General features: G+C 51.0%; 19 protein-coding genes. 4 read left to right on the top strand and 15 right to left on the bottom strand.

Annotated features, from left to right (window positions below):
• Window positions 1-310: 310 nt before the first annotated feature.
• From G8S19_RS22325 to asnC, 13 genes are all read right to left on the bottom strand, one after another.
• A complete protein-coding gene (locus G8S19_RS22325) occupies window positions 311-730 on the bottom strand; it encodes a F0F1 ATP synthase subunit epsilon (protein ID WP_005121460.1) in 420 nt (139 codons plus the stop codon).
• A gap of 20 nt (window positions 731-750) precedes the next feature.
• A complete protein-coding gene (gene atpD, locus G8S19_RS22320; protein WP_003023806.1) occupies window positions 751-2,133 on the bottom strand; it encodes a F0F1 ATP synthase subunit beta in 1,383 nt (460 codons plus the stop codon).
• Window positions 2,134-2,159: 26 nt separating this feature from the next.
• On the bottom strand, window positions 2,160-3,023 hold the full coding sequence (atpG, locus tag G8S19_RS22315; RefSeq protein WP_005121458.1) for a F0F1 ATP synthase subunit gamma: 864 nt from the start codon (window positions 3,021-3,023) through the stop codon (window positions 2,160-2,162).
• 50 nt (window positions 3,024-3,073) lie between these two features.
• The gene (gene atpA, locus G8S19_RS22310) at window positions 3,074-4,615 is read right to left on the bottom strand and encodes a F0F1 ATP synthase subunit alpha (RefSeq protein WP_003827026.1); all 1,542 of its coding nucleotides are present in this window, start codon (window positions 4,613-4,615) and stop codon (window positions 3,074-3,076) included.
• A 12-nt stretch (window positions 4,616-4,627) separates the two neighbouring features.
• Window positions 4,628-5,161 (bottom strand): F0F1 ATP synthase subunit delta, encoded by a 534-nt coding sequence (atpH, locus tag G8S19_RS22305; RefSeq protein ID WP_048213786.1) that lies wholly within the window; start codon window positions 5,159-5,161, stop codon window positions 4,628-4,630.
• A gap of 14 nt (window positions 5,162-5,175) precedes the next feature.
• Window positions 5,176-5,646 (bottom strand): F0F1 ATP synthase subunit B, encoded by a 471-nt coding sequence (gene atpF, locus G8S19_RS22300; protein WP_040232304.1) that lies wholly within the window; start codon window positions 5,644-5,646, stop codon window positions 5,176-5,178.
• A gap of 59 nt (window positions 5,647-5,705) precedes the next feature.
• Window positions 5,706-5,945 (bottom strand): F0F1 ATP synthase subunit C, encoded by a 240-nt coding sequence (atpE, locus tag G8S19_RS22295; RefSeq protein WP_000429386.1) that lies wholly within the window; start codon window positions 5,943-5,945, stop codon window positions 5,706-5,708.
• 46 nt (window positions 5,946-5,991) lie between these two features.
• On the bottom strand, window positions 5,992-6,807 hold the full coding sequence (gene atpB, locus G8S19_RS22290) for a F0F1 ATP synthase subunit A (protein WP_005121454.1): 816 nt from the start codon (window positions 6,805-6,807) through the stop codon (window positions 5,992-5,994).
• Between the two features lie 8 nt (window positions 6,808-6,815).
• The gene (atpI, locus tag G8S19_RS22285; RefSeq protein ID WP_124021881.1) at window positions 6,816-7,196 is read right to left on the bottom strand and encodes a F0F1 ATP synthase subunit I; all 381 of its coding nucleotides are present in this window, start codon (window positions 7,194-7,196) and stop codon (window positions 6,816-6,818) included.
• Between the two features lie 614 nt (window positions 7,197-7,810).
• Window positions 7,811-8,434: a 16S rRNA (guanine(527)-N(7))-methyltransferase RsmG gene (rsmG, locus tag G8S19_RS22280; RefSeq protein WP_048213788.1), complete on the bottom strand. Its 624-nt coding sequence runs from the start codon at window positions 8,432-8,434 to the stop codon at window positions 7,811-7,813.
• A gap of 102 nt (window positions 8,435-8,536) precedes the next feature.
• A complete protein-coding gene (gene mnmG, locus G8S19_RS22275) occupies window positions 8,537-10,426 on the bottom strand; it encodes a tRNA uridine-5-carboxymethylaminomethyl(34) synthesis enzyme MnmG (RefSeq protein WP_061066899.1) in 1,890 nt (629 codons plus the stop codon).
• A gap of 372 nt (window positions 10,427-10,798) precedes the next feature.
• Window positions 10,799-11,248, bottom strand: coding sequence for an FMN-binding protein MioC (mioC, locus tag G8S19_RS22270; RefSeq protein WP_048213790.1), 450 nt, complete (start codon window positions 11,246-11,248; stop codon window positions 10,799-10,801).
• An 88-nt stretch (window positions 11,249-11,336) separates the two neighbouring features.
• Window positions 11,337-11,795, bottom strand: coding sequence for a transcriptional regulator AsnC (asnC, locus tag G8S19_RS22265; RefSeq protein ID WP_003023780.1), 459 nt, complete (start codon window positions 11,793-11,795; stop codon window positions 11,337-11,339).
• Window positions 11,796-11,946: 151 nt separating this feature from the next.
• Between asnC and asnA the strand changes: the two genes are divergently transcribed.
• Window positions 11,947-12,939 (top strand): aspartate--ammonia ligase, encoded by a 993-nt coding sequence (gene asnA / locus G8S19_RS22260; RefSeq protein WP_101742136.1) that lies wholly within the window; start codon window positions 11,947-11,949, stop codon window positions 12,937-12,939.
• A gap of 3 nt (window positions 12,940-12,942) precedes the next feature.
• Here asnA and viaA read toward each other — a convergent pair whose 3' ends face one another.
• Both viaA and ravA read right to left on the bottom strand, forming a co-directional pair.
• The gene (gene viaA / locus G8S19_RS22255; protein ID WP_061066900.1) at window positions 12,943-14,394 is read right to left on the bottom strand and encodes an ATPase RavA stimulator ViaA; all 1,452 of its coding nucleotides are present in this window, start codon (window positions 14,392-14,394) and stop codon (window positions 12,943-12,945) included.
• The gene (gene ravA / locus G8S19_RS22250; protein WP_124021880.1) at window positions 14,388-15,884 is read right to left on the bottom strand and encodes an ATPase RavA; all 1,497 of its coding nucleotides are present in this window, start codon (window positions 15,882-15,884) and stop codon (window positions 14,388-14,390) included. Before ravA ends, viaA begins: the two co-directional genes overlap by 7 nt.
• 331 nt (window positions 15,885-16,215) lie before the next feature.
• Between ravA and kup the strand changes: the two genes are divergently transcribed.
• The 3 genes from kup (at window position 16,216) to rbsA (ending at window position 20,209) form a co-directional block, all read left to right on the top strand.
• Complete coding sequence (kup, locus tag G8S19_RS22245; protein WP_048213793.1) at window positions 16,216-18,084, top strand: low affinity potassium transporter Kup; 1,869 nt, start codon at window positions 16,216-16,218, stop codon at window positions 18,082-18,084.
• A 192-nt stretch (window positions 18,085-18,276) separates the two neighbouring features.
• Complete coding sequence (gene rbsD / locus G8S19_RS22240) at window positions 18,277-18,696, top strand: D-ribose pyranase (protein ID WP_003023766.1); 420 nt, start codon at window positions 18,277-18,279, stop codon at window positions 18,694-18,696.
• Window positions 18,697-18,703: 7 nt separating this feature from the next.
• The gene (rbsA, locus tag G8S19_RS22235; protein WP_003023764.1) at window positions 18,704-20,209 is read left to right on the top strand and encodes a ribose ABC transporter ATP-binding protein RbsA; all 1,506 of its coding nucleotides are present in this window, start codon (window positions 18,704-18,706) and stop codon (window positions 20,207-20,209) included.
• Window positions 20,210-20,213 lie beyond the last annotated feature (4 nt).

Raw genomic sequence — 20,213 nt, 5'->3', positions numbered from 1 at the left:
ATAACAACAAGTGGCGCTGACTGATAAACCGTATCAAGCATCGCGCCACAGGACGGGCAGGTAAAAGCTAAAAGCTCATATTGCTGAACATGGCGATGATTTTATTGAGTAATTTCATGTTGGCATCTCTTTTTATTTGAGTTAATTATGTGATATTCATCACATAAAAAGAGTCTACGCCGCATTTTTTAACCAATCAACTTTTTTTGATCTAAATCACAAAACAGATTTCACTTTAAATGTTTTATGCAACAAAACAAAAAAAGCCAGCCTGGAAACCAGACTGGCTTTTGTGCTTTTCAAGCCGGTGTTACATCGCTTTTTTGGTCAACTCGATAACGCGCAGTTTCGCGATCGCTTTGGCCAGTTCCGCAGATGCCTGAGCGTAATCCACGTCACCATGAGAGCTCTTAATATGCTCTTCAGCCTTACGTTTCGCTTCCAGGGCTCTCGCTTCATCGAGATCCTGCCCGCGAATCGCGGTATCAGCCAGTACGGTCACGTTGCCAGGCTGCACTTCAAGAATGCCGCCGGACAGATAGATAAACTCTTCATGACCGAACTGTTTAACGATGCGGATCATACCAGGCTTAATGGCGGTGAGTAGCGGTGCGTGACCCGGGAAAATACCCAGTTCACCTTCACTACCCGTTACCTGGATTTTTTCGACCAGACCAGAGAACATTTGTTGCTCTGCGCTGACGACGTCCAGGTGGTAAGTCATTGCCATATCACCCTCCGATTAAGGCGTTAAAGTTTTTTGGCTTTTTCTACGGCTTCGTCGATAGAACCAACCATGTAGAACGCCTGCTCTGGCAGGTGGTCGTATTCGCCTTCCATGATGCCTTTAAAGCCACGGATGGTGTCTTTCAGGGAAACGTATTTGCCCGGAGAACCGGTGAATACTTCCGCAACGAAGAACGGCTGGGACAGGAAGCGCTGAATTTTACGCGCACGTGCTACCACCAGTTTATCTTCTTCAGACAGTTCATCCATACCCAGGATGGCGATGATGTCTTTCAGTTCCTGATAACGCTGCAGCAGGGACTGTACGCCACGCGCGGTGTCGTAGTGTTCCTGACCAACAACCAGCGGATCCAGCTGACGGCTGGTGGAGTCCAGCGGGTCAACTGCCGGGTAGATACCCAGAGATGCGATCTGACGGCTCAGTACCACGGTTGCATCTAAGTGAGCAAAGGTGGTTGCTGGGGATGGGTCAGTCAAGTCATCCGCAGGTACGTATACCGCCTGAACGGAGGTGATAGAACCGGTTTTGGTAGAAGTGATACGTTCCTGCAGAACACCCATCTCTTCCGCCAGGGTCGGCTGGTAACCTACCGCTGATGGCATACGACCCAGCAGTGCGGATACTTCCGTACCGGCCAGGGTATAACGATAGATGTTATCGACGAACAGCAGTACGTCACGACCTTCGTCACGGAATTTCTCAGCCATGGTCAGACCGGTCAGCGCAACGCGCAGACGGTTTCCCGGCGGCTCGTTCATCTGGCCATAAACCAGGGATACTTTATCCAGAACGTTGGAATCGGTCATTTCGTGGTAGAAGTCGTTACCCTCACGAGTACGTTCACCTACACCCGCAAACACAGAGTAACCGGAGTGCTCGATCGCGATGTTACGAATAAGCTCCATCATGTTTACGGTTTTACCTACACCCGCACCACCGAACAGACCAACTTTACCGCCCTTAGCGAACGGACACATCAGGTCGATAACTTTGATGCCGGTTTCCAGCAGTTCCTGAGAGCTGGACAGCTCTTCATAGGAAGGTGCTGCGCGGTGAATAGCCCAACGCTCTTCTTCTCCGATATCGCCTTTCATGTCGATCGGGTGACCCAGAACGTTCATGATACGACCCAGCGTTGCTTTACCTACCGGGACTTCGATCGGGTGCTCGAGGTCTTTAACTTCCAGACCACGACGCAGACCGTCGGAAGAACCCATGGCGATGGTACGTACGATACCGCCGCCGAGCTGCTGCTGAACTTCCAGCACCAGGCTCTCTTTACCATTCATAACCTCAAGAGCATCGTACACGCGCGGTACGGCATCCTGAGGGAATTCGACGTCAACCACGGCGCCGATTACCTGGACAATTTTTCCAGTAGCCATCTTGAATCCTCTACGAATTAACCTGGTTATACCGCGGATGCACCACCGACGATTTCGGTGAGTTCCTGAGTAATGCTGGCCTGACGAGCTTTGTTGTATACCAACTGCAGCTCTTTAATCAGGCTGCCGCCATTGTCGGTCGCGGCTTTCATCGCCACCATACGTGCGGCCTGCTCGCTGGCCAGGTTTTCTACCACGCCCTGATAAACCTGAGATTCAACGTAACGACGCAGCAGGGTATCCAGCAGCGGTTTCGGGTCTGGTTCATACAGGTAATCCCAGGCTTTTTGTTTTAACTCTTCATCTTCTGAAGCCGGTAAAGGCAGCAGTTGAGTGAGAGTAGGAACCTGAGACATGGTGTTAATAAATTTGTTGCTGACAACGTACAGTCTGTCCAGACGACCTTCATCGTAGGCCTGCAGCATCACTTTAACCGGGCCGATCAGTTCGGACAGGGAAGGGTTATCCCCCATACCGGTTACCTGAGCAACCACGTTACCGCCTACGGAATTAAAGAAAGACACGCCCTTAGAGCCGATCATTGCGATGTCGCACTGAACGCCTTTATCGGACCATGTTTTCATATCCGCCAGCAGCTTTTTGAACAGGTTAATGTTCAAGCCACCGCACAGACCACGGTCGGTCGACACCACCAGGTAGCCCACGCGCTTAACGTCGCGTTCTTCCAGGTAAGGGTGCTTATATTCCAGATTACCATTCGCAAGGTGACCAATCACTTTGCGCATGGTCTCTGCATAAGGACGGCTGGCCGCCATGCGATCCTGCGATTTACGCATTTTGGAAGCGGCGACCATCTCCATCGCTTTAGTGATCTTCTGCGTGTTCTGGACGCTTGCGATCTTACTACGTATCTCTTTTGCGCCGGCCATGAGCTTCTCCTCAATGCCTTGCGGTCCGCCCTAAGACAGACCGCCAGACGTTACCAGGACTGGGTTGCTTTGAAGGAATCGAGGATAGCTTTCAGCTTGCCTTCGATTTCATCGTTATAGCCACCGGACTGGTTAATCTCTTGCATCAGCGGAGCGTGATCACGGTCAACGTAAGCCAGCAAAGCGGCTTCGAAGCTACCGATTTTCGCCAGTTCCACATCTTCGAGGTAACCGCGTTCAGCCGCAAACAGCACCACGCCCTGCTGTGCAACAGACATTGGGGCATACTGTTTCTGCTTCAGCAGTTCAGTTACTTTCTGACCGTGGCTCAGCTGCTTACGCGTAGCTTCGTCAAGGTCGGAAGCGAACTGAGAAAACGCTGCCAGTTCACGATACTGTGCCAGCGCGGTACGGATACCACCGGACAGTTTCTTGATGATCTTGGTCTGCGCTGCGCCACCTACACGGGATACGGAGATACCCGGGTTAACTGCCGGACGAATACCGGAGTTGAACAGGTTGGTTTCCAGGAAGATCTGACCATCGGTAATGGAAATTACGTTGGTCGGAACGAACGCGGAAACGTCACCCGCCTGGGTTTCGATAATCGGCAGAGCGGTCAGGGAGCCAGTTTTACCTTTAACTTCACCATTGGTGAATTTCTCAACGTATTCCGCGTTAACGCGGGAAGCACGTTCAAGCAGACGGGAGTGGAGGTAAAATACGTCGCCCGGGAATGCTTCACGTCCTGGTGGACGACGGAGCAGCAGGGAAACCTGACGGTAAGCAACAGCCTGTTTGGACAGGTCATCATAAACGATCAGTGCATCTTCACCGCGGTCACGGAAGTATTCGCCCATTGCGCAACCAGCATAAGGTGCCAGATATTGCAGTGCAGCAGATTCAGACGCGGTCGCCACAACAACGATGGTGTTGGACAGTGCGCCGTGTTCTTCCAGTTTACGAACCACGTTAGAAATGGTGGACGCTTTCTGGCCGATAGCCACGTACACACATTTGATGCCGGAGTCACGCTGGTTGATGATGGCATCGATTGCCATCGCGGTTTTACCGGTCTGACGGTCACCGATGATCAACTCACGCTGACCACGACCGATTGGGATCATGGCATCAACGGATTTATAACCGGTCTGTACCGGCTGATCTACGGACTGACGTTCGATTACGCCTGGTGCGATAACTTCGATTGGCGAGAAGCCATCGTTATCAACCGGACCTTTACCGTCAATTGGGGAACCCAGAGTGTTCACCACACGACCCAGCAGGCCACGGCCAACCGGAACTTCCAGAATACGACCCGTACACTTAACCTTCATGCCTTCGGCGAGGTCAGCGTATGGACCCATCACAACTGCACCTACGGAGTCGCGCTCCAGGTTCAGTGCGATAGCATAACGGTTACCCGGCAGAGAGATCATTTCCCCCTGCATACAGTCAGCAAGACCGTGGATGCGGATAACACCGTCACTTACAGAAACAATAGTACCTTCGTTGTGAGCTTCACTCACAACACTGAACTGAGCAATGCGCTGCTTGATCAGTTCGCTGATTTCGGTGGAATTCAGTTGCATGCTCCAGTCCCCTTAAGACTGCAAGACGTCTGCAAGGCGCTCAAGACGGCCGCGTACGCTGCCATCAATGACCATATCACCCGCACGGATGATTACGCCTGCCATTACAGACTTATCGATTTTGCAATTCAGCTTAACTTTGCGTGACAGACGTTTTTCCATCGCTGCACTAATCTTCGTAAGCTGTTCATCACTCAGTGCATTGGCAGAAGTGACTTCTACCTCAGAGATAGCCTCACTGGCTGCACGCAGGTGAATAAACTGCTCAAGAACATCCGGGAGCGCATTAAGACGGTTATTTTCAGCCATTACCTTAATCAGGTTCTGGCCATTTTCGTCCAACTGCTCACCGCAGATTGCGATAAACGACTCAGCGAGCGTTTCCGGCGCCAGCGCGCCAGAGAGAAGCTCTGCCATTTGTTCGTTCTTCGTCACCTCAGCGGCAAACGTCAGCATATCCTGCCAACGGTCAACGCTTTGGTGCTCAACGGCAAAGTCAAAAGCTGCTTTGGCGTAGGGGCGAGCTACCGTAATAAATTCAGACATCAGCCCCTCCCTCCTTACAGTTCAGCGACAAGTTTGTCCACGATGTCGCTGTTAGCAGCTTCATCCACGGAACGTTCGATGATCTTCTCGGCGCCAGCAACAGCCAGGACAGCAACTTGCTTACGCAGCTCTTCGCGAGCACGTTTACGCTCGGCGTCAATTTCCGCCTGCGCTTGTGCCACGATTTTAGTACGTTCCTGCTCTGCTTCAGTTTTAGCTTCGTCCAGGATCTGAGCACGGCGTTTGTTTGCCTGCTCGATAATTACCTGAGCTTCCGCCTTCGCTTTTTTCAGCTGGTCAGTCGCGCTGGCCTTTGCAAGGTCAAGATCCTTATGTGCTCGTTCAGCAGAAGCAAGACCGTCAGCAATTTCTTTTTGACGTTTTTCGATGGCTGCCATTAATGGCGGCCATACGTACTTCATGCAGAACAGAACGAACAGGACAAACGCGATGGCCTGGCCGAGGATTGTTGCGTTAAGATTCACAGCACAATGCCTCTATCTAGTTAACGTTCTGATATTGCTCTTAATTCAAGCAACGCTTACTACGCGACAGCGAACATCACGTACAGACCCAGACCTACAGCGATCATCGGGATAGCATCCACCAGACCCATAACGATAAAGAACTGAGTACGCAGCAGAGGAATCAGATCAGGTTGACGCGCTGCGCCTTCCAGGAATTTACCCCCGAGGATGCCGATACCGATCGCAGCACCGATTGCCGCCAGACCCATCATCACAGCGGCAGCCATGTACAGCAGATCCATATTCAGGTTTTCCATGACAGTCTCCAGTTTGTTTCAGTTAAAACGTAGTAGTGTTGGTAAATTAATGCTCTTCAGACGCCATCGACAGATAGACAATCGTCAGAACCATGAAGATGAAGGCTTGCAGCGTGATAATCAGTATGTGGAAAATGGCCCACGGCACATTCAGAATCCACTGTGACCACCACGGCAACAGACCAGCAATCAGAATGAAAATCAGCTCACCAGCGTACATGTTGCCGAACAGTCGCAGACCAAGAGAAACTGGTTTGGACAGTAGGCTTACCCCTTCAAGGATTAAGTTGACAGGAATGAACGCCCAGTGATTGAACGGCTGCAGCGTCAACTCTTTCGCGAAGCCGCCGATGCCTTTCATTTTGATGCTGTAGAACAGAATCAGGATAAACACGCCCAGCGCCATCGACAGGGTGATGTTTACGTCCGCAGACGGAACCACGCGCAGCGCCGGCAGGCCCAGTATATGCTCAGCAATATACGGCAGCAGGTCGATTGGCAGTAAATCCATCAGGTTCATCAGGAAGACCCAAACGAAGATCGTCAGGGCAAGCGGTGCGATAACCTTGCTTTTGCCATGGTACATGTCTTTGACACTGCCATGAACAAAGCCGATTACCAACTCAATCGCGGTCTGAAATTTCCCTGGTACGCCGCTGGTTGCCTTTTTAGCAACGCTACGGAACATAAGCAGGAACAACAGACCCAGCACCACCGAGAAGAACATGGAGTCAATATTGAGCGTCCAGAAGGTGGCTGGGGGGTTATGCGGATCTACCAGCGAGAAAGTACGCAGGTCCAACTGAAGGTTATTCAGATGGTGCCCTATGTATTCCTGCGGCGTCATATTTTCAGAAGCCATGATGCCTTTTACCCTTTGTTGTTAATTACAGCCGGTGCCAGTATCTGAACCACCAGCACCAAAACCCACGTAACGATCAGCGGTAAGAACACCGCCTTCAAAACCGCCAACGCCACCACAAGCAAAACCAGCATAGCTAACACCTTGAAGGCTTCGCCGAAAGCGAACGTCCAGGCCACTCGGCCCTTTGCTGGTGTATGTGCCTGGTGACGCCAGGCAAATATCATAAACAACATATTAGGCAGTAACACTGCCAATCCCCCGCACAATGCGGAGACGCCCCAGAAAGGGTCTTTGAGGCTAAACAGCAATCCACTTGCTATTACCGCCAGAAGCTGTGTGAGCAAAAGCTTACGAGCAACGTTTCGACTCAAGAGCGACATAGACATCACGTTTTTACTCCTGCTCCCTTCGAGGTATGCCGCGTGTCGTATAAAACGTTCTTTATGGCTTAGAGTCAAGCATCAAAAAGCGGTCAAATTATACGGTGCGGCTTCGTGATTTCAAACAATAAGTAGCTAAAAAGTGAATAAATGTTTAAATATTTTTCTCCAGGCCACATTTATTACTTTTCGGCAAACTGTGAACGATCATGCAAAACTGCAAAAGCCGCGTAAACACTGGCTGCAAAGCGTGCACCAGATCACATATTAAGCATATTCGCCCCTGCACTATTTATTTACTTGGCAAATGATGCCATTTCAACTTTTTGATATTTAAGCCTAAAATCCGTTACTGTTTTAAAAATAGCGAATAACAACAAAAAAACCACCCATTGACATTTATAATAAAAAATTAACACAAGCGGTGATTCTTTGATTCTATTTTTAGCAGGCTGATATTTTCACAGTTGACTTGTTTCACTTTTAACAAAAAACGGTACGTTATAGTTATGATGCAAAACCGTAAGACATTAGTGAAATGTAACGACATTTAACCACACTATTCCCTATGACTTTTAACACCTGAAGAGCCGTTTTTTTTCTATTTTTTTTGATAAAAATTAAATTTTGTTTGGCTTAATAACTACCAAATGACGCTCACCATCCAGTTGTGGAACCCGTAATTTTACAACTGATTCGACGCTGAACGCCGCAGGCAATGTGGCGATCTCATCTTCCGGTAATTGCCCTTTTAAAGCATAAAAACGCCCGTTTTGACCAGGTAAATGGTGGCACCAGCTCAGCATGTCGTTAAGAGACGCAAAAGCACGACTTATCACGCCATCAAAAGGCGGCTCGGAAGGGAATTCTTCTACCCTGCTTTGCACTGGAGTGATGTTATCCAGTTTAAGTTCATGTTGTACCTGACGCAGAAAACGTACGCGTTTTCCCAGACTATCCAGCAGAGTAAAATGCGCCTCAGGACGCACGATAGAAAGAGGAATTCCTGGTAAGCCCGGTCCCGTGCCGACATCAATAAAACGCTCGCCTTGCAGATGGGGGGCGACAACAATGCTGTCCAGAATATGGCGCACCAGCATTTCGTTGGGATCCCGCACCGATGTCAGGTTGTACGCTTTATTCCATTTATGCAGCATATCGACATACGCAATCAGCTGATTTTTCTGGTGATCGGTAAGAGAAATACCAGCATCAGCCAGCAGACGAGAGAGTTTGTTGAGCACGGTCGTTACCTGTTAATAATCAATGACCCGATACGCTATAGCTTATCGGGTCGACAAATTTGCAGGGCGGGCAAGCGAAACGCCCCCGCCCAAATAGTGTGATTAAGCGCTACGGCGCAGCATACCTTGTTTTTTCAGCCAAACCAGCAGAATGGAGATGGCGGCAGGCGTGACACCTGAAATGCGCGATGCCTGGCCGATTGATACCGGTTTGTGATCGTTCAGCTTGGCAATAACTTCATTCGACAAACCGGAAACCTGACGATAATCCAGAGTCGCAGGCAGCAACGTATTCTCGTTACGCTGTTGTCTTTCGATTTCATCCTGCTGACGGGCAATATAACCTTCGTACTTAACCTGAATTTCAACCTGTTCAGCCGCCTGAGGATCATCAAGCGCGGGTGCAAATACAGACAATGACGTCAGCTGTGCATAGGTCATGTCCGGACGACGCAGCAGATCTTCACCACTGGCCTCGCGTGACAGAGGTGTCGCAAGGTGAGCATTCACTTCTGCTGCAGATTCGGCAAGCGGGTTCACCCAGGTAGATTTCAGACGCTGGCGTTCTTGTTCGATGCGTTCCAGTTTTTCATTGAAGCGCGCCCAGCGTTCATCCCCCACCAGACCCAGTTCACGACCAATTTCGGTCAGACGGAGATCGGCGTTATCTTCGCGCAGCATCAAACGGTATTCTGCACGCGAAGTAAACATGCGGTACGGTTCTTTGGTGCCCAGCGTACACAGGTCATCCACCAGCACACCAAGATAGGCCTGAGAACGCGCAGGTGCCCACCCCTCTTTGTCAGCGGACAAGCGTGCGGCGTTCAGACCCGCCAGCAAACCTTGCGCAGCGGCTTCTTCGTAACCGGTTGTACCGTTAATCTGACCAGCAAAGAACAGACCTTGAATGAACTTACTTTCCAGGGTTGGCTTCAGATCGCGTGGATCGAAGAAATCATATTCAATAGCATAGCCAGGACGGACAATTTTGGCATTTTCCATCCCCTGCATGGAGCGGACAATTTGCATCTGCACGTCAAACGGCAGGCTGGTGGAAATACCGTTCGGGTAAATTTCGTTAGACGTCAGTCCTTCCGGTTCAAGGAAGATCTGGTGCTGGTTACGATCGGCAAAGCGCATCACTTTGTCTTCGATCGACGGGCAGTAACGTGGGCCGATACCTTCGATCACGCCAGCATACATCGGGCTACGATCGAGGTTATTACGGATCACATCATGGGTTTTCTCGTTAGTATGCGTGATGTAGCACGGCATCTGGCGCGGATGTTGAGATACATCGCCCAGGAACGAAAAGACCGGCATTGGGTTATCGCTGTTTTGCTGGCCAAGTACGCTGAAATCGATGGTACGCGCATCTATACGCGGCGGTGTGCCGGTTTTCAGACGGCTAACGCGTAGCGGTAGCTCACGCAGGCGACGTGACAGTGGGATAGACGGCGGATCGCCAGCACGGCCACCGCTGTAGTTGTCCAGACCAATGTGAATTTTCCCGTCGAGGAAAGTCCCTACGGTTAATACAACCGCTTTGGCACGGAACTTCAGACCCATTTGGGTCACTGCGCCCACGACACGATCGTTTTCAACAATCAGATCTTCAACCGCTTGCTGGAAGATCATCAGATTCGGCTGGTTCTCCAACGCAGTACGTACAGCCTGACGATAGAGCACGCGATCCGCCTGAGCACGGGTGGCGCGAACTGCCGGGCCTTTGCTGGCGTTTAGTATTCTAAACTGGATACCAGCATGGTCAATTGCGGTTGCCATCAGGCCGCCAAGTGCATCCACTTCTTTTACCAGGTGTCCCTTCCCAATGCCGCCAATCGCCGGGTTACAGCTCATCTGTCCCAGAGTGTCGATATTGTGTGTCAACAGCAGGGTCTGTTGACCCATTCGCGCCGCGGCCATTGCAGCCTCGGTGCCTGCATGACCCCCGCCAATGATGATGACGTCAAAAGGATCCTGATAAAACATGGTAATTGCCTCGCATAACGCGGTGTGAAAATGGATTGAAGCCCGGGCCGTGGATTCTACTCAACTTTAGTCGATGGAGAAAGACCTCGGATCCTGGGTATTAAAAAGAAGATCTTTTTATTTAGAGATCTGTTTTATTGTGATCTCTTATTAGGATCGCAACTATCTGTGGATAAGGGCGATCCTTTGAATGAGATCAACGGGTTGTTGAGGATCATTAGCTGTGAATGATCGGTGATCCTGGTCCGTATAAGCTGGGATCAGAATGAAGGGTTATACACAACTCAAAAACTGAACAACAGTTATTCTTTGGATAACTACCGGTTGATCCAAGCTTTTAACCAGAGTTATCCACATAAAAAAGTACGATCTTTACAAATCTCTGAGCAATGGATGCCAGGATCCCAGCCAAATCTCTGCCGGATCTTCCGGAATCTCATGTTCCAGTACGTTGATCCTGAGCGTTTCACCGATCTGTTTCGCCCCGCAGGCCTTCAGTTCAGCTTCCAGCTTGTCAATCGCACCGCAGAACGTGTCATATTCGCGGCTACCAATGCCGATGGCACCAAAGCGTACCTGCGAAAGATCCGGTTTCTGCTCACGCAATGCGTCATATAAAGGTTGCAGGTTATCCGGAATGTCTCCCGCACCGTGCGTTGAGCTGATAACCAGCCAAACCCCTTGAGTCGGAACCTCGTCGAGCATCGGTCCATGCAGTATTTCGCTGGAAAAACCGGCGTCATCCAGCTTTTCTGCCAGATGTTCTGCTACATATTCCGCACTGCCAAGCGTGCTGCCGCTGATAAGAGTGATATCTGCCATTGATCGCTACCTCGATGAAGAGGCAGCATTGTACGCTGTGAGCGAGTTGGGATCTACCTGTGGAAAAATAGGGGATTAAAAAAAGCGATCAGGGCTTGATGGTACGCATGATAGGGTTCTGCAAGACGATCAAGGTTTCAGTGGACTGAATTTCATCAATTGTTTGGATCTTGTTGATAAGTACCTGTTGCAGGGCATCGATAGATTTACACATTACCTTAATAAAGATGCTGTAGTGCCCGGTGGTGTAATACGCCTCGGTCACTTCATCGAGACTTTCCAGTCTGGCCAGCGCTGACGGATAGTCTTTTGCACTTTTCAGGATAATGCCGATAAAGCAGCCGACGTCATAGCCCAGTTGTTTTGGACTGACATCAATTCGCGCACCGGTAATAATCCCAGCCTGCTTCATCTTTTCTACACGAACGTGAATTGTCCCCGGGCTGACGCCGAACTGTTTAGCTAATTCAGCGTAGGCGGTACGGGCATTTTCCATCAGGGCGTCAAGAATGCCGCGGTCCAGATTGTCGATCTGATAATTTTCCATAGGTTTTTCTTATGTAGATTAATGATTCACTCTATTTTAGACGTTATTTTTAACGAATCAAAATTGAAGTCGGCTTTTTGTTTGTGGATTATTGAATATTACCTCCATTCTGTTGCTTAATCATAGGCAACAGGACACAGGAGTACACATAATGAAAACCGCTTACATTGCCAAACAACGTCAAATTAGCTTCGTAAAATCTCATTTTTCTCGCCAGCTGGAAGAGCGTTTAGGTCTGATCGAAGTTCAGGCACCGATCCTCAGCCGCGTAGGAGATGGCACGCAGGATAACTTGTCGGGCTGTGAAAAAGCGGTGCAGGTGAAGGTTAAAGCATTGCCGGACGCTCAATTCGAAGTGGTTCATTCCCTGGCGAAGTGGAAGCGTCAAACGTTAGGACAACACGACTTTAGCGCAGGCGAAGGGCTGTACACGCACATGAAGGCCCTGCGTCCCGATGAAGATCGCCTCTCCCCGCTGCACTCAGTGTATGTTGATCAGTGGGACTGGGAGCGCGTGATGGGCGACGGTGAGCGTCAATTTTCCACTCTGAAAAGCACGGTAGAGGCTATCTGGGCGGGAATTAAGGCCACCGAAGCTGCGGTAAGCAAAGAATTTGGTCTGGCACCGTTCCTGCCAGAGCAGATCCACTTTGTGCATAGCCAGGAGCTGTTATCTCGTTATCCGGAGCTTGACGCAAAAGGTCGTGAACGTGCGATCGCAAAAGAGCTGGGCGCGGTGTTCCTGGTCGGGATCGGCGGCAAACTTAGTGACGGCCACCGTCATGACGTTCGTGCTCCGGATTATGATGACTGGAGTTCAGCGTCCGAACTGGGTCATGCCGGTCTGAACGGTGATATTCTGGTCTGGAACCCGGTTCTGGAAGATGCGTTTGAGCTGTCTTCTATGGGGATCCGCGTGGATGCCGATGCGCTGAAACACCAGCTTGCTCTGACCGGTGATGAAGATCGCCTGAGTCTGGAGTGGCACCAGGCACTGCTGCGCGGTGAAATGCCGCAGACCATTGGTGGCGGTATTGGGCAATCACGCCTGACGATGCTGCTGCTGCAGTTGCCGCACATTGGCCAGGTTCAGTGCGGTGTGTGGCCTGCACAGGTCCGTGAAAGCGTCGCATCTCTGCTGTAAAAATTAACGCCGCCAGCGTCTGAGCAGGCGGCTTCGCATCCCGGTATCAAAGCGCCAGATATGATCGAAAATGCGCATGATGCCGGGTTTGCCATGTGCAGACATCGCCACAGCATGAAAACGATGCTGGTGCACTCGCTGCAATTCCCCCACTTTATTGACAACTTCATCAGGTAATCGCTGAGCGATAAAATCTGAGATCACCACCGCATCGGCATCAAACCATTCCCGACCCTGCATGCGTTCAATAATGGCGCGAAAACAGCTGGCGATATCTGTACCGCCACGAAAGCGCTGACTTAAAAAGCGGATCGCCTGTTCGATACCCTCCGGACCGGATAGCTCATAGCGCACGACTTCTGTTGAAAACAGCATAATGAAACAGCGCCGGTTATCGGCAAGGGCGACGCGCATTAGCGCCAGGCAAAAGGCTTTCGCACACTGCTCATTAAATCCGCCCATCGATCCTGATGTATCAACGCAGACGATAAAAGGTCCGCGCGGCTGCTCGTCAAAATCCTGATGCACCACCGGACGTTCTGTTACCTTCTCACGCCATGCTTCGCCGTGCAGGCGGTAGGTCAGCAGTTGCTTTTCCACCAGCCGGCGGTAGAACTCGTATTCCAGTTCGGTAATGCCCAACGTGGCCAGTTCTGGCGGTAGCAGGCGCAGGATATCGTCACTTTGCTGGATGCCATCCACCTGCTCCGGGACGGTTGCCGGTTCGCGCACCAGGGTACGGAAGGTTTCCATTGGCGCATCTTTACGCGGCACGGATTTCGCCTCTCTGGAACGACCTAACTGCTCGGCCAGGCGCTGGAGTTCGGGTTGTTGCGTCAGAAATTCACCGTATTTCACCATTAGCTGATAATCACCGCGCTTGATTTGACCTGCGCTCATGTCCCACAAACGACCCGCTGCGTTGTCATTTTCCGCCAGCACAGGTTCCAGTTGGCCACTGAGCGTCATCCGTTCCTGCACTTCACTGAGCAACTGTTCGCGTTCTTCTTCCAGTAGCTGCTGATTAAGCGTGGTGGTTTGCACCACCAGGCTCAGGCGCCAGCGCTGGAGAAAGAGTGTATGCAGTGCAGGCGTAAAAGTACTGTTGTCATCAACCAGTTGCTGCGCTTGCCCAGCCCATGGCGAGTGGAGTCGGTGCAGGAGCGCTAAGATTTGCGGTAGCTGGACGATAAACTGCGGAGTGGAGAGGAGCTGACTTTGCTGATAGCACATGACCTCTTCTGTGAGCTCCGGCGGTACGTGGGTATCTTTGAGGCGGTTACGTAACGCTTCGCGCCAGCGGGGAACATCGTCAGTAATCGCTTTTTTTAGCCGGGGAAATTTTTTGAAAAAGACCGCCATCTGCGGGGAAGCCAGCAGTGCGATGATCATCTCTTCAATCATCCCCTCTTCGCCGACCGCCAGCATGATATTTAGCGTATCAAGGGTCAGCATTGTTGTGCCTGTCGGATCTGTGTACCGACGTCCTGCAGGCTGGCTTCAATGCGGCCTAACCAGTCACTATGAATAAACAGACATTTTTGCTGTTCACTAAATTCGCTGTGCTGCTGGTGCCATTCGTTGTCGAGCGCTTCAAGTTGCTGCTTTATCTCACTGGGCATGCTTTCTTCTGATGCGCCGGTTAGTGCCAGGCGAGAACCTTGCAAACTGACGTCGCGCACGACCAGGTGCTGAGCGCTGTCGACTTCCATATTCAGCGTCTGGGCAAATCCGATACCGTTTAATTTTCCGCGGATCTCACCGCCTTTAGTCAGCCACTGCTCCAGAGCGCCGCGTTCAAAGGCAATATGGATAACCTCCATATCGTGCAGTTTTAGGGGTTTTTGCAGTAGCAGCGTCAGTACGGAAGTGTTGGCTTCCGGCGGTAAATCATAATGAGGACGGCGGCTGAACATTCCACCCTGACGAATTACCGTGAAGGCCGTTTTATCACTTTGCTGCTGCTGTAGCTGGATGCGACGCTGCATTATTGCCCCAAGGCGAGTCAACATTGCCTGCTGCTGCCAGGCGTGCCCGGTCATCAATATTTCGATTTGTTGCTGCATCAGATTCAGGCTTTGCGCGTCATACCACAGGCAATCTTTCAGCAGAATAAGGTCGATAGGCGCAACGGCATCGCGCCCGCTAAAGAAGGCGCTGGCCTGGAGTAAGCGGATTGCTTTTTTCCAGCGACGGTCAGATACGTAGGGGGCGTTCGGTAGCGCATCCAGTTGCTGGCGCAGGGTGAAAATCAATTCAAATACACGATCGGGAAGCGTGATTTTGCCAATGTCTTTTTGCCACTGGTAGTACTCTTCATCGGTAACTTGTAACGTTGTTGGAACGGGGTTGTCACTTTCATCCTGCTGGCTTAACAGCATGGACCGGAAGTTGGCCTTGTCCTGTACTTTATCCAGCCACAGGCGAATCAGCATACGGTCGTACAATGCTTCCAGGCTGCTGTCTGCTTCAGGTAGTTCGTTGGAGGCCGCGACCAGCAGGCGCATCGGGATTTTCTCCTCGTGTGCGCCGTTGCGGAAGTGGCGTTCGTTAATGGCGGTCAGCAGGGTGTTGAGAATGGCCGGGCCTGCTTTCCAGATTTCATCGAGAAAAACAATTTCGGCTTCAGGAAGATAGCCTGCTGTTAAGCGCTCATATCGACCTTCGTCTTTAAGCGCCTGAATGGATAGCGGGCCAAAGACCTCTTCAGGTGTCGAGAAGCGCGTCATCAGATATTCGAAAGCACGGGCATTTTTAAAGGCAAACTTCAGTCGGCGAGCGATTAAGCTTTTCGCTATCCCTGGAGGGCCTAATAAGAAGACGCTCTCGCCGCTGAGCGCGGCCAGCAGACAAAGGCGAATGGCGTGACTACGTTCATAAAGTCCCTTTTCCAGCGCATTGCTCAGACGGGAAATTCTTTCCGCTAATAAATGTGGGTGAGCCATAATGAAGTGGCGTCCTTTCGCCAAATGTACCGCGTTAAACAGCGAGTATAGATGTTTAGCCCCTGGGCTGTAATAGACTGAAGGCGCGTTTATTTTTCTTTGAGCCAGATTAATCTGGTCTCATTTAGGGGTACGATTTTGCGATTAATCGTGCATACTGTGCGCCTTTTTGTGGGCCAAGGGACGACGCACACATTTCTTATATATACACCATATCAATCAAGCTGCACCAAGGCGGCAATGGAGTTATTCCCTGGGATGGGCGGAATAACGAATGCAGCCAACGCGGAGGTAGCTTGAACGATGATGTGTATAAACGAAAGACGAGTCTATGAGCACTGATAATAAGCAATCATTGTCTGCGATTACCCTCGCGGCCATTGGGGTTGTCTACGGTGATATTGGTACCAGCCCACTTTATACGCTTCGTGAATGTTTGTCCGGGCAGTTTGGTTTTGGCGTTGAACGTGATGCCGTGTTTGGTTTTCTCTCGCTGATTTTCTGGCTGCTGATTCTGGTTGTTTCCGTTAAGTATCTGTCATTTGTTATGCGTGCTGATAACGCCGGGGAAGGTGGGATCCTGACGTTGATGTCGTTGGCCGGGCGTAATACGTCGGCGCGAACGACCTCGATGCTGGTGATTATGGGATTGATTGGCGGCAGCTTTTTCTATGGCGAGGTGGTGATTACGCCAGCCATTTCGGTGATGTCGGCGATTGAAGGTCTGGAGATTATTGCTCCACAACTGGACACCTGGATTGTTCCTCTCTCTATAATCGTACTTACCCTGCTGTTTTTGATTCAAAAACACGGTACCGGCATGGTCGGTAAGCTGTTTGCGCCGATTATGCTGATATGGTTCCTGGTACTTGCCGTGCTGGGTGTACGCAGCATTATTGCAAATCCGGAAGTGTTGCATGCCCTAAATCCGTATTGGGCTGTTCATTTCTTCCTGGAATTCAAAACGCTGTCCTTTATTGCGCTGGGCGCGGTGGTGCTGTCGATTACCGGTGTTGAAGCGCTGTATGCGGATATGGGCCACTTCGGTAAGTTACCGATTCGCCTTGCATGGTTCTCCGTCGTATTGCCTTCGCTGGTTTTGAACTATTTTGGTCAGGGTGCATTGCTGTTAAAGCATCCCGAAGCGATCAAAAACCCGTTCTTCCTGCTGGCACCGGACTGGGCGCTGATTCCGCTGCTGATCCTTGCCGCGCTGGCGACGGTAATCGCTTCGCAGGCGGTTATTTCCGGCGTATTCTCACTGACGCGCCAGGCTGTGCGTCTGGGGTATTTATCGCCGATGCGGATTATCCATACTTCAGAAATGGAATCGGGTCAGATCTATATTCCTTTCGTAAACTGGATGCTTTATTTCGCCGTGGTTATTGTGATCGTGAGCTTTGAGCACTCCAGTAATCTGGCTGCTGCGTACGGTATTGCGGTAACGGGAACGATGGTACTGACGTCCATTCTGTCGACGACCGTGGCGCGGCAAAACTGGCACTGGAATAAATACTTCGTCTTCCTGATCCTGGTTGCGTTCCTGTGCATCGATGTTCCGTTGTTCTCTGCAAACCTCGATAAGCTCGTTTCAGGCGGCTGGTTGCCGCTCTCGCTGGGTCTGGTGATGTTCACTATTATGACGACCTGGAAAAGCGAACGCTTCCGTCTGTTGCGTCGCATGCATGAGCACGGTAACTCTCTGGAGGCGATGATTGCGTCGCTGGAGAAATCCCCACCGGTGCGAGTGCCAGGAACGGCGGTGTATATGTCCCGTGCGTTGAACGTCATCCCGTTTGCGCTGCTGCATAACCTGAAACATAACAAGGTGCTGCATGAACGCGTTATTCTGCTGACGCTGCGTACGGAAGACGCGCCCTATGTACACAATGTACGTAGAGTGCAGATTGAGCAATTGTCGCCTACCTTCTGGCGCGTGGTGGCCAGCTACGGTTGGCGTGAAACGCCAAACGTTGAAGAAGTGTTCCACCGCTGCGGTCTGGAAGGCTTAAGCTGTCGGATGATGGAAACCTCCTTCTTCATGTCGCACGAGTCGTTGATTGTCGGCAAACGACCATGGTATCTGCGCCTGCGTGGCAAGCTGTATCTGCTGCTACAGCGCAATGCGCTGCGCGCGCCGGACCAGTTTGAAATCCCACCGAACCGGGTTATTGAACTCGGTACGCAGGTCGAGATTTAATGTTGTTAACGCCCTCTTTCATCGTGAAAGGGGGCGTTTTGTTTGACCCCTCTCAGTTTTCTTTTCATCTCATGATAATCCTTGCGAAACGTTTCGATGGTGATCACATTTTCGTAACGTCGCGGTGGTTTTCTGTCCACTCTTCGAACTACACTTATCTTCAGCGAAACGTTTCGCTAGTGGGGAAAGAAAATGAAGAAAGGCACGGTACTCAACTCTGAAATTTCATCGGTGATCTCCCGTCTGGGGCATACCGATACGCTGGTGGTGTGTGATGCAGGTTTACCCATCCCGAACAGCACAACGCGTATCGATATGGCATTAACCCAGGGCGTACCTTCTTTTATGCAGGTATTGGATGTGGTTACACGTGAAATGCAGGTCGAGGCGGCCATTCTCGCGTCGGAAATTAAACAACATAATCCGCAACTCCACGAAACGTTGCTCAGTCACATTGAGCAACTGCAACAACACCAGGGAAACACCATAGAAATTCGTTACACCACGCATGAACAATTCAAAAAACAAACCGCAGACAGTCAGGCGGTAATTCGCAGCGGAGAATGTTCTCCGTATGCGAATATCATTCTCTGTGCTGGCGTCACGTTCTGAGGCCATCATGAACGCATTACTGCAACTCAAAGGGATCGATAAAGCGTTCCCGGGCGTAAAAGCGCTATCCGGCGCCGCGCTGAATGTCTACCCAGGCCGCGTAATGGCGCTGGTGGGCGAAAACGGCGCGGGCAAATCCACCATGATGAAGGTGCTGACCGGAATCTACACCCGTGATGCCGGTTCCTTATTGTGGCTGGGTAAAGAGACCACCTTTAACGGCCCGAAATCCTCCCAGGAAGCCGGAATCGGTATCATCCACCAGGAGCTGAACCTGATCCCGCAACTCACTATTGCCGAGAACATTTTTCTCGGTCGCGAGTTTGTGAATCGCTTTGGCAAAATAGACTGGAAGAAGATGTACGCCGAAGCCGATCTGCTGCTCGCCAAACTCAATCTGCGCTTTAAAAGCGACAGGCTGGTCGGTGAGCTGTCGATAGGCGATCAGCAGATGGTTGAAATCGCCAAAGTGCTGAGCTTTGAATCGAAGGTCATCATTATGGATGAACCGACGGATGCCCTCACCGATACTGAAACCGAATCCCTGTTCCGCGTCATTCGCGAACTGAAATCCCAGGGACGCGGCATTGTCTATATTTCTCACCGCATGAAAGAGATCTTCGAGATTTGCGATGACGTAACCGTCTTTCGCGACGGGCAGTTTATTGCCGAGCGTGAAGTCGCATCGCTTACCGAAGACTCGCTGATTGAAATGATGGTGGGACGTAAACTGGAAGATCAGTACCCGCGTCTGGAAAAAGCGCCGGGTGATATTCGCCTGAAAGTCGATAATTTGTGCGGCCCTGGCGTAAACGATGTGTCATTCACGCTGCGTAAAGGCGAGATCCTTGGCGTATCGGGGTTGATGGGTGCAGGACGTACCGAGCTGATGAAAGTGTTGTACGGCGCATTGCCACGCACCAGCGGCTACGTCACGCTTGATGGCCATGAAGTGGTTACCCGTTCGCCGCAGGATGGACTGGCTAACGGCATCGTCTATATTTCTGAAGACCGTAAACGCGATGGTTTAGTGCTCGGTATGTCGGTGAAAGAGAACATGTCACTGACCGCGCTGCGCTATTTCAGCCGTGCAGGCGGAAGCCTAAAACATAAAGATGAGCAGCAGGCGGTGGGAGATTTTATTCGCCTGTTCAATGTTAAAACGCCATCGATGGAACAGGCTATCGGCCTGCTCTCCGGCGGTAACCAGCAGAAAGTAGCGATAGCGCGCGGTCTGATGACCCGTCCAAAAGTGCTGATCCTTGATGAACCAACGCGCGGCGTTGACGTTGGGGCCAAGAAAGAAATCTATCAGCTTATCAACCAGTTTAAGGCTGATGGGCTGAGTATCATTCTGGTCTCTTCTGAGATGCCAGAAGTATTGGGCATGAGCGATCGAATTATCGTTATGCATGAAGGGCATCTCGGCGGTGAATTCACTCGCGAGCAGGCCACTCAGGAAGTATTAATGGCTGCCGCTGTGGGCAAGCTTAATCGCGTGAATCAGGAGTAAAAAA

This window comes from Citrobacter sp. SX206 (assembly GCF_024181025.1).
Taxonomy (GTDB): domain Bacteria; phylum Pseudomonadota; class Gammaproteobacteria; order Enterobacterales; family Enterobacteriaceae; genus Citrobacter; species Citrobacter youngae.
The sequence above is the reverse complement of the archived record's forward strand: the minus strand, read 5'-3'. Positions and strand labels throughout refer to the sequence as shown.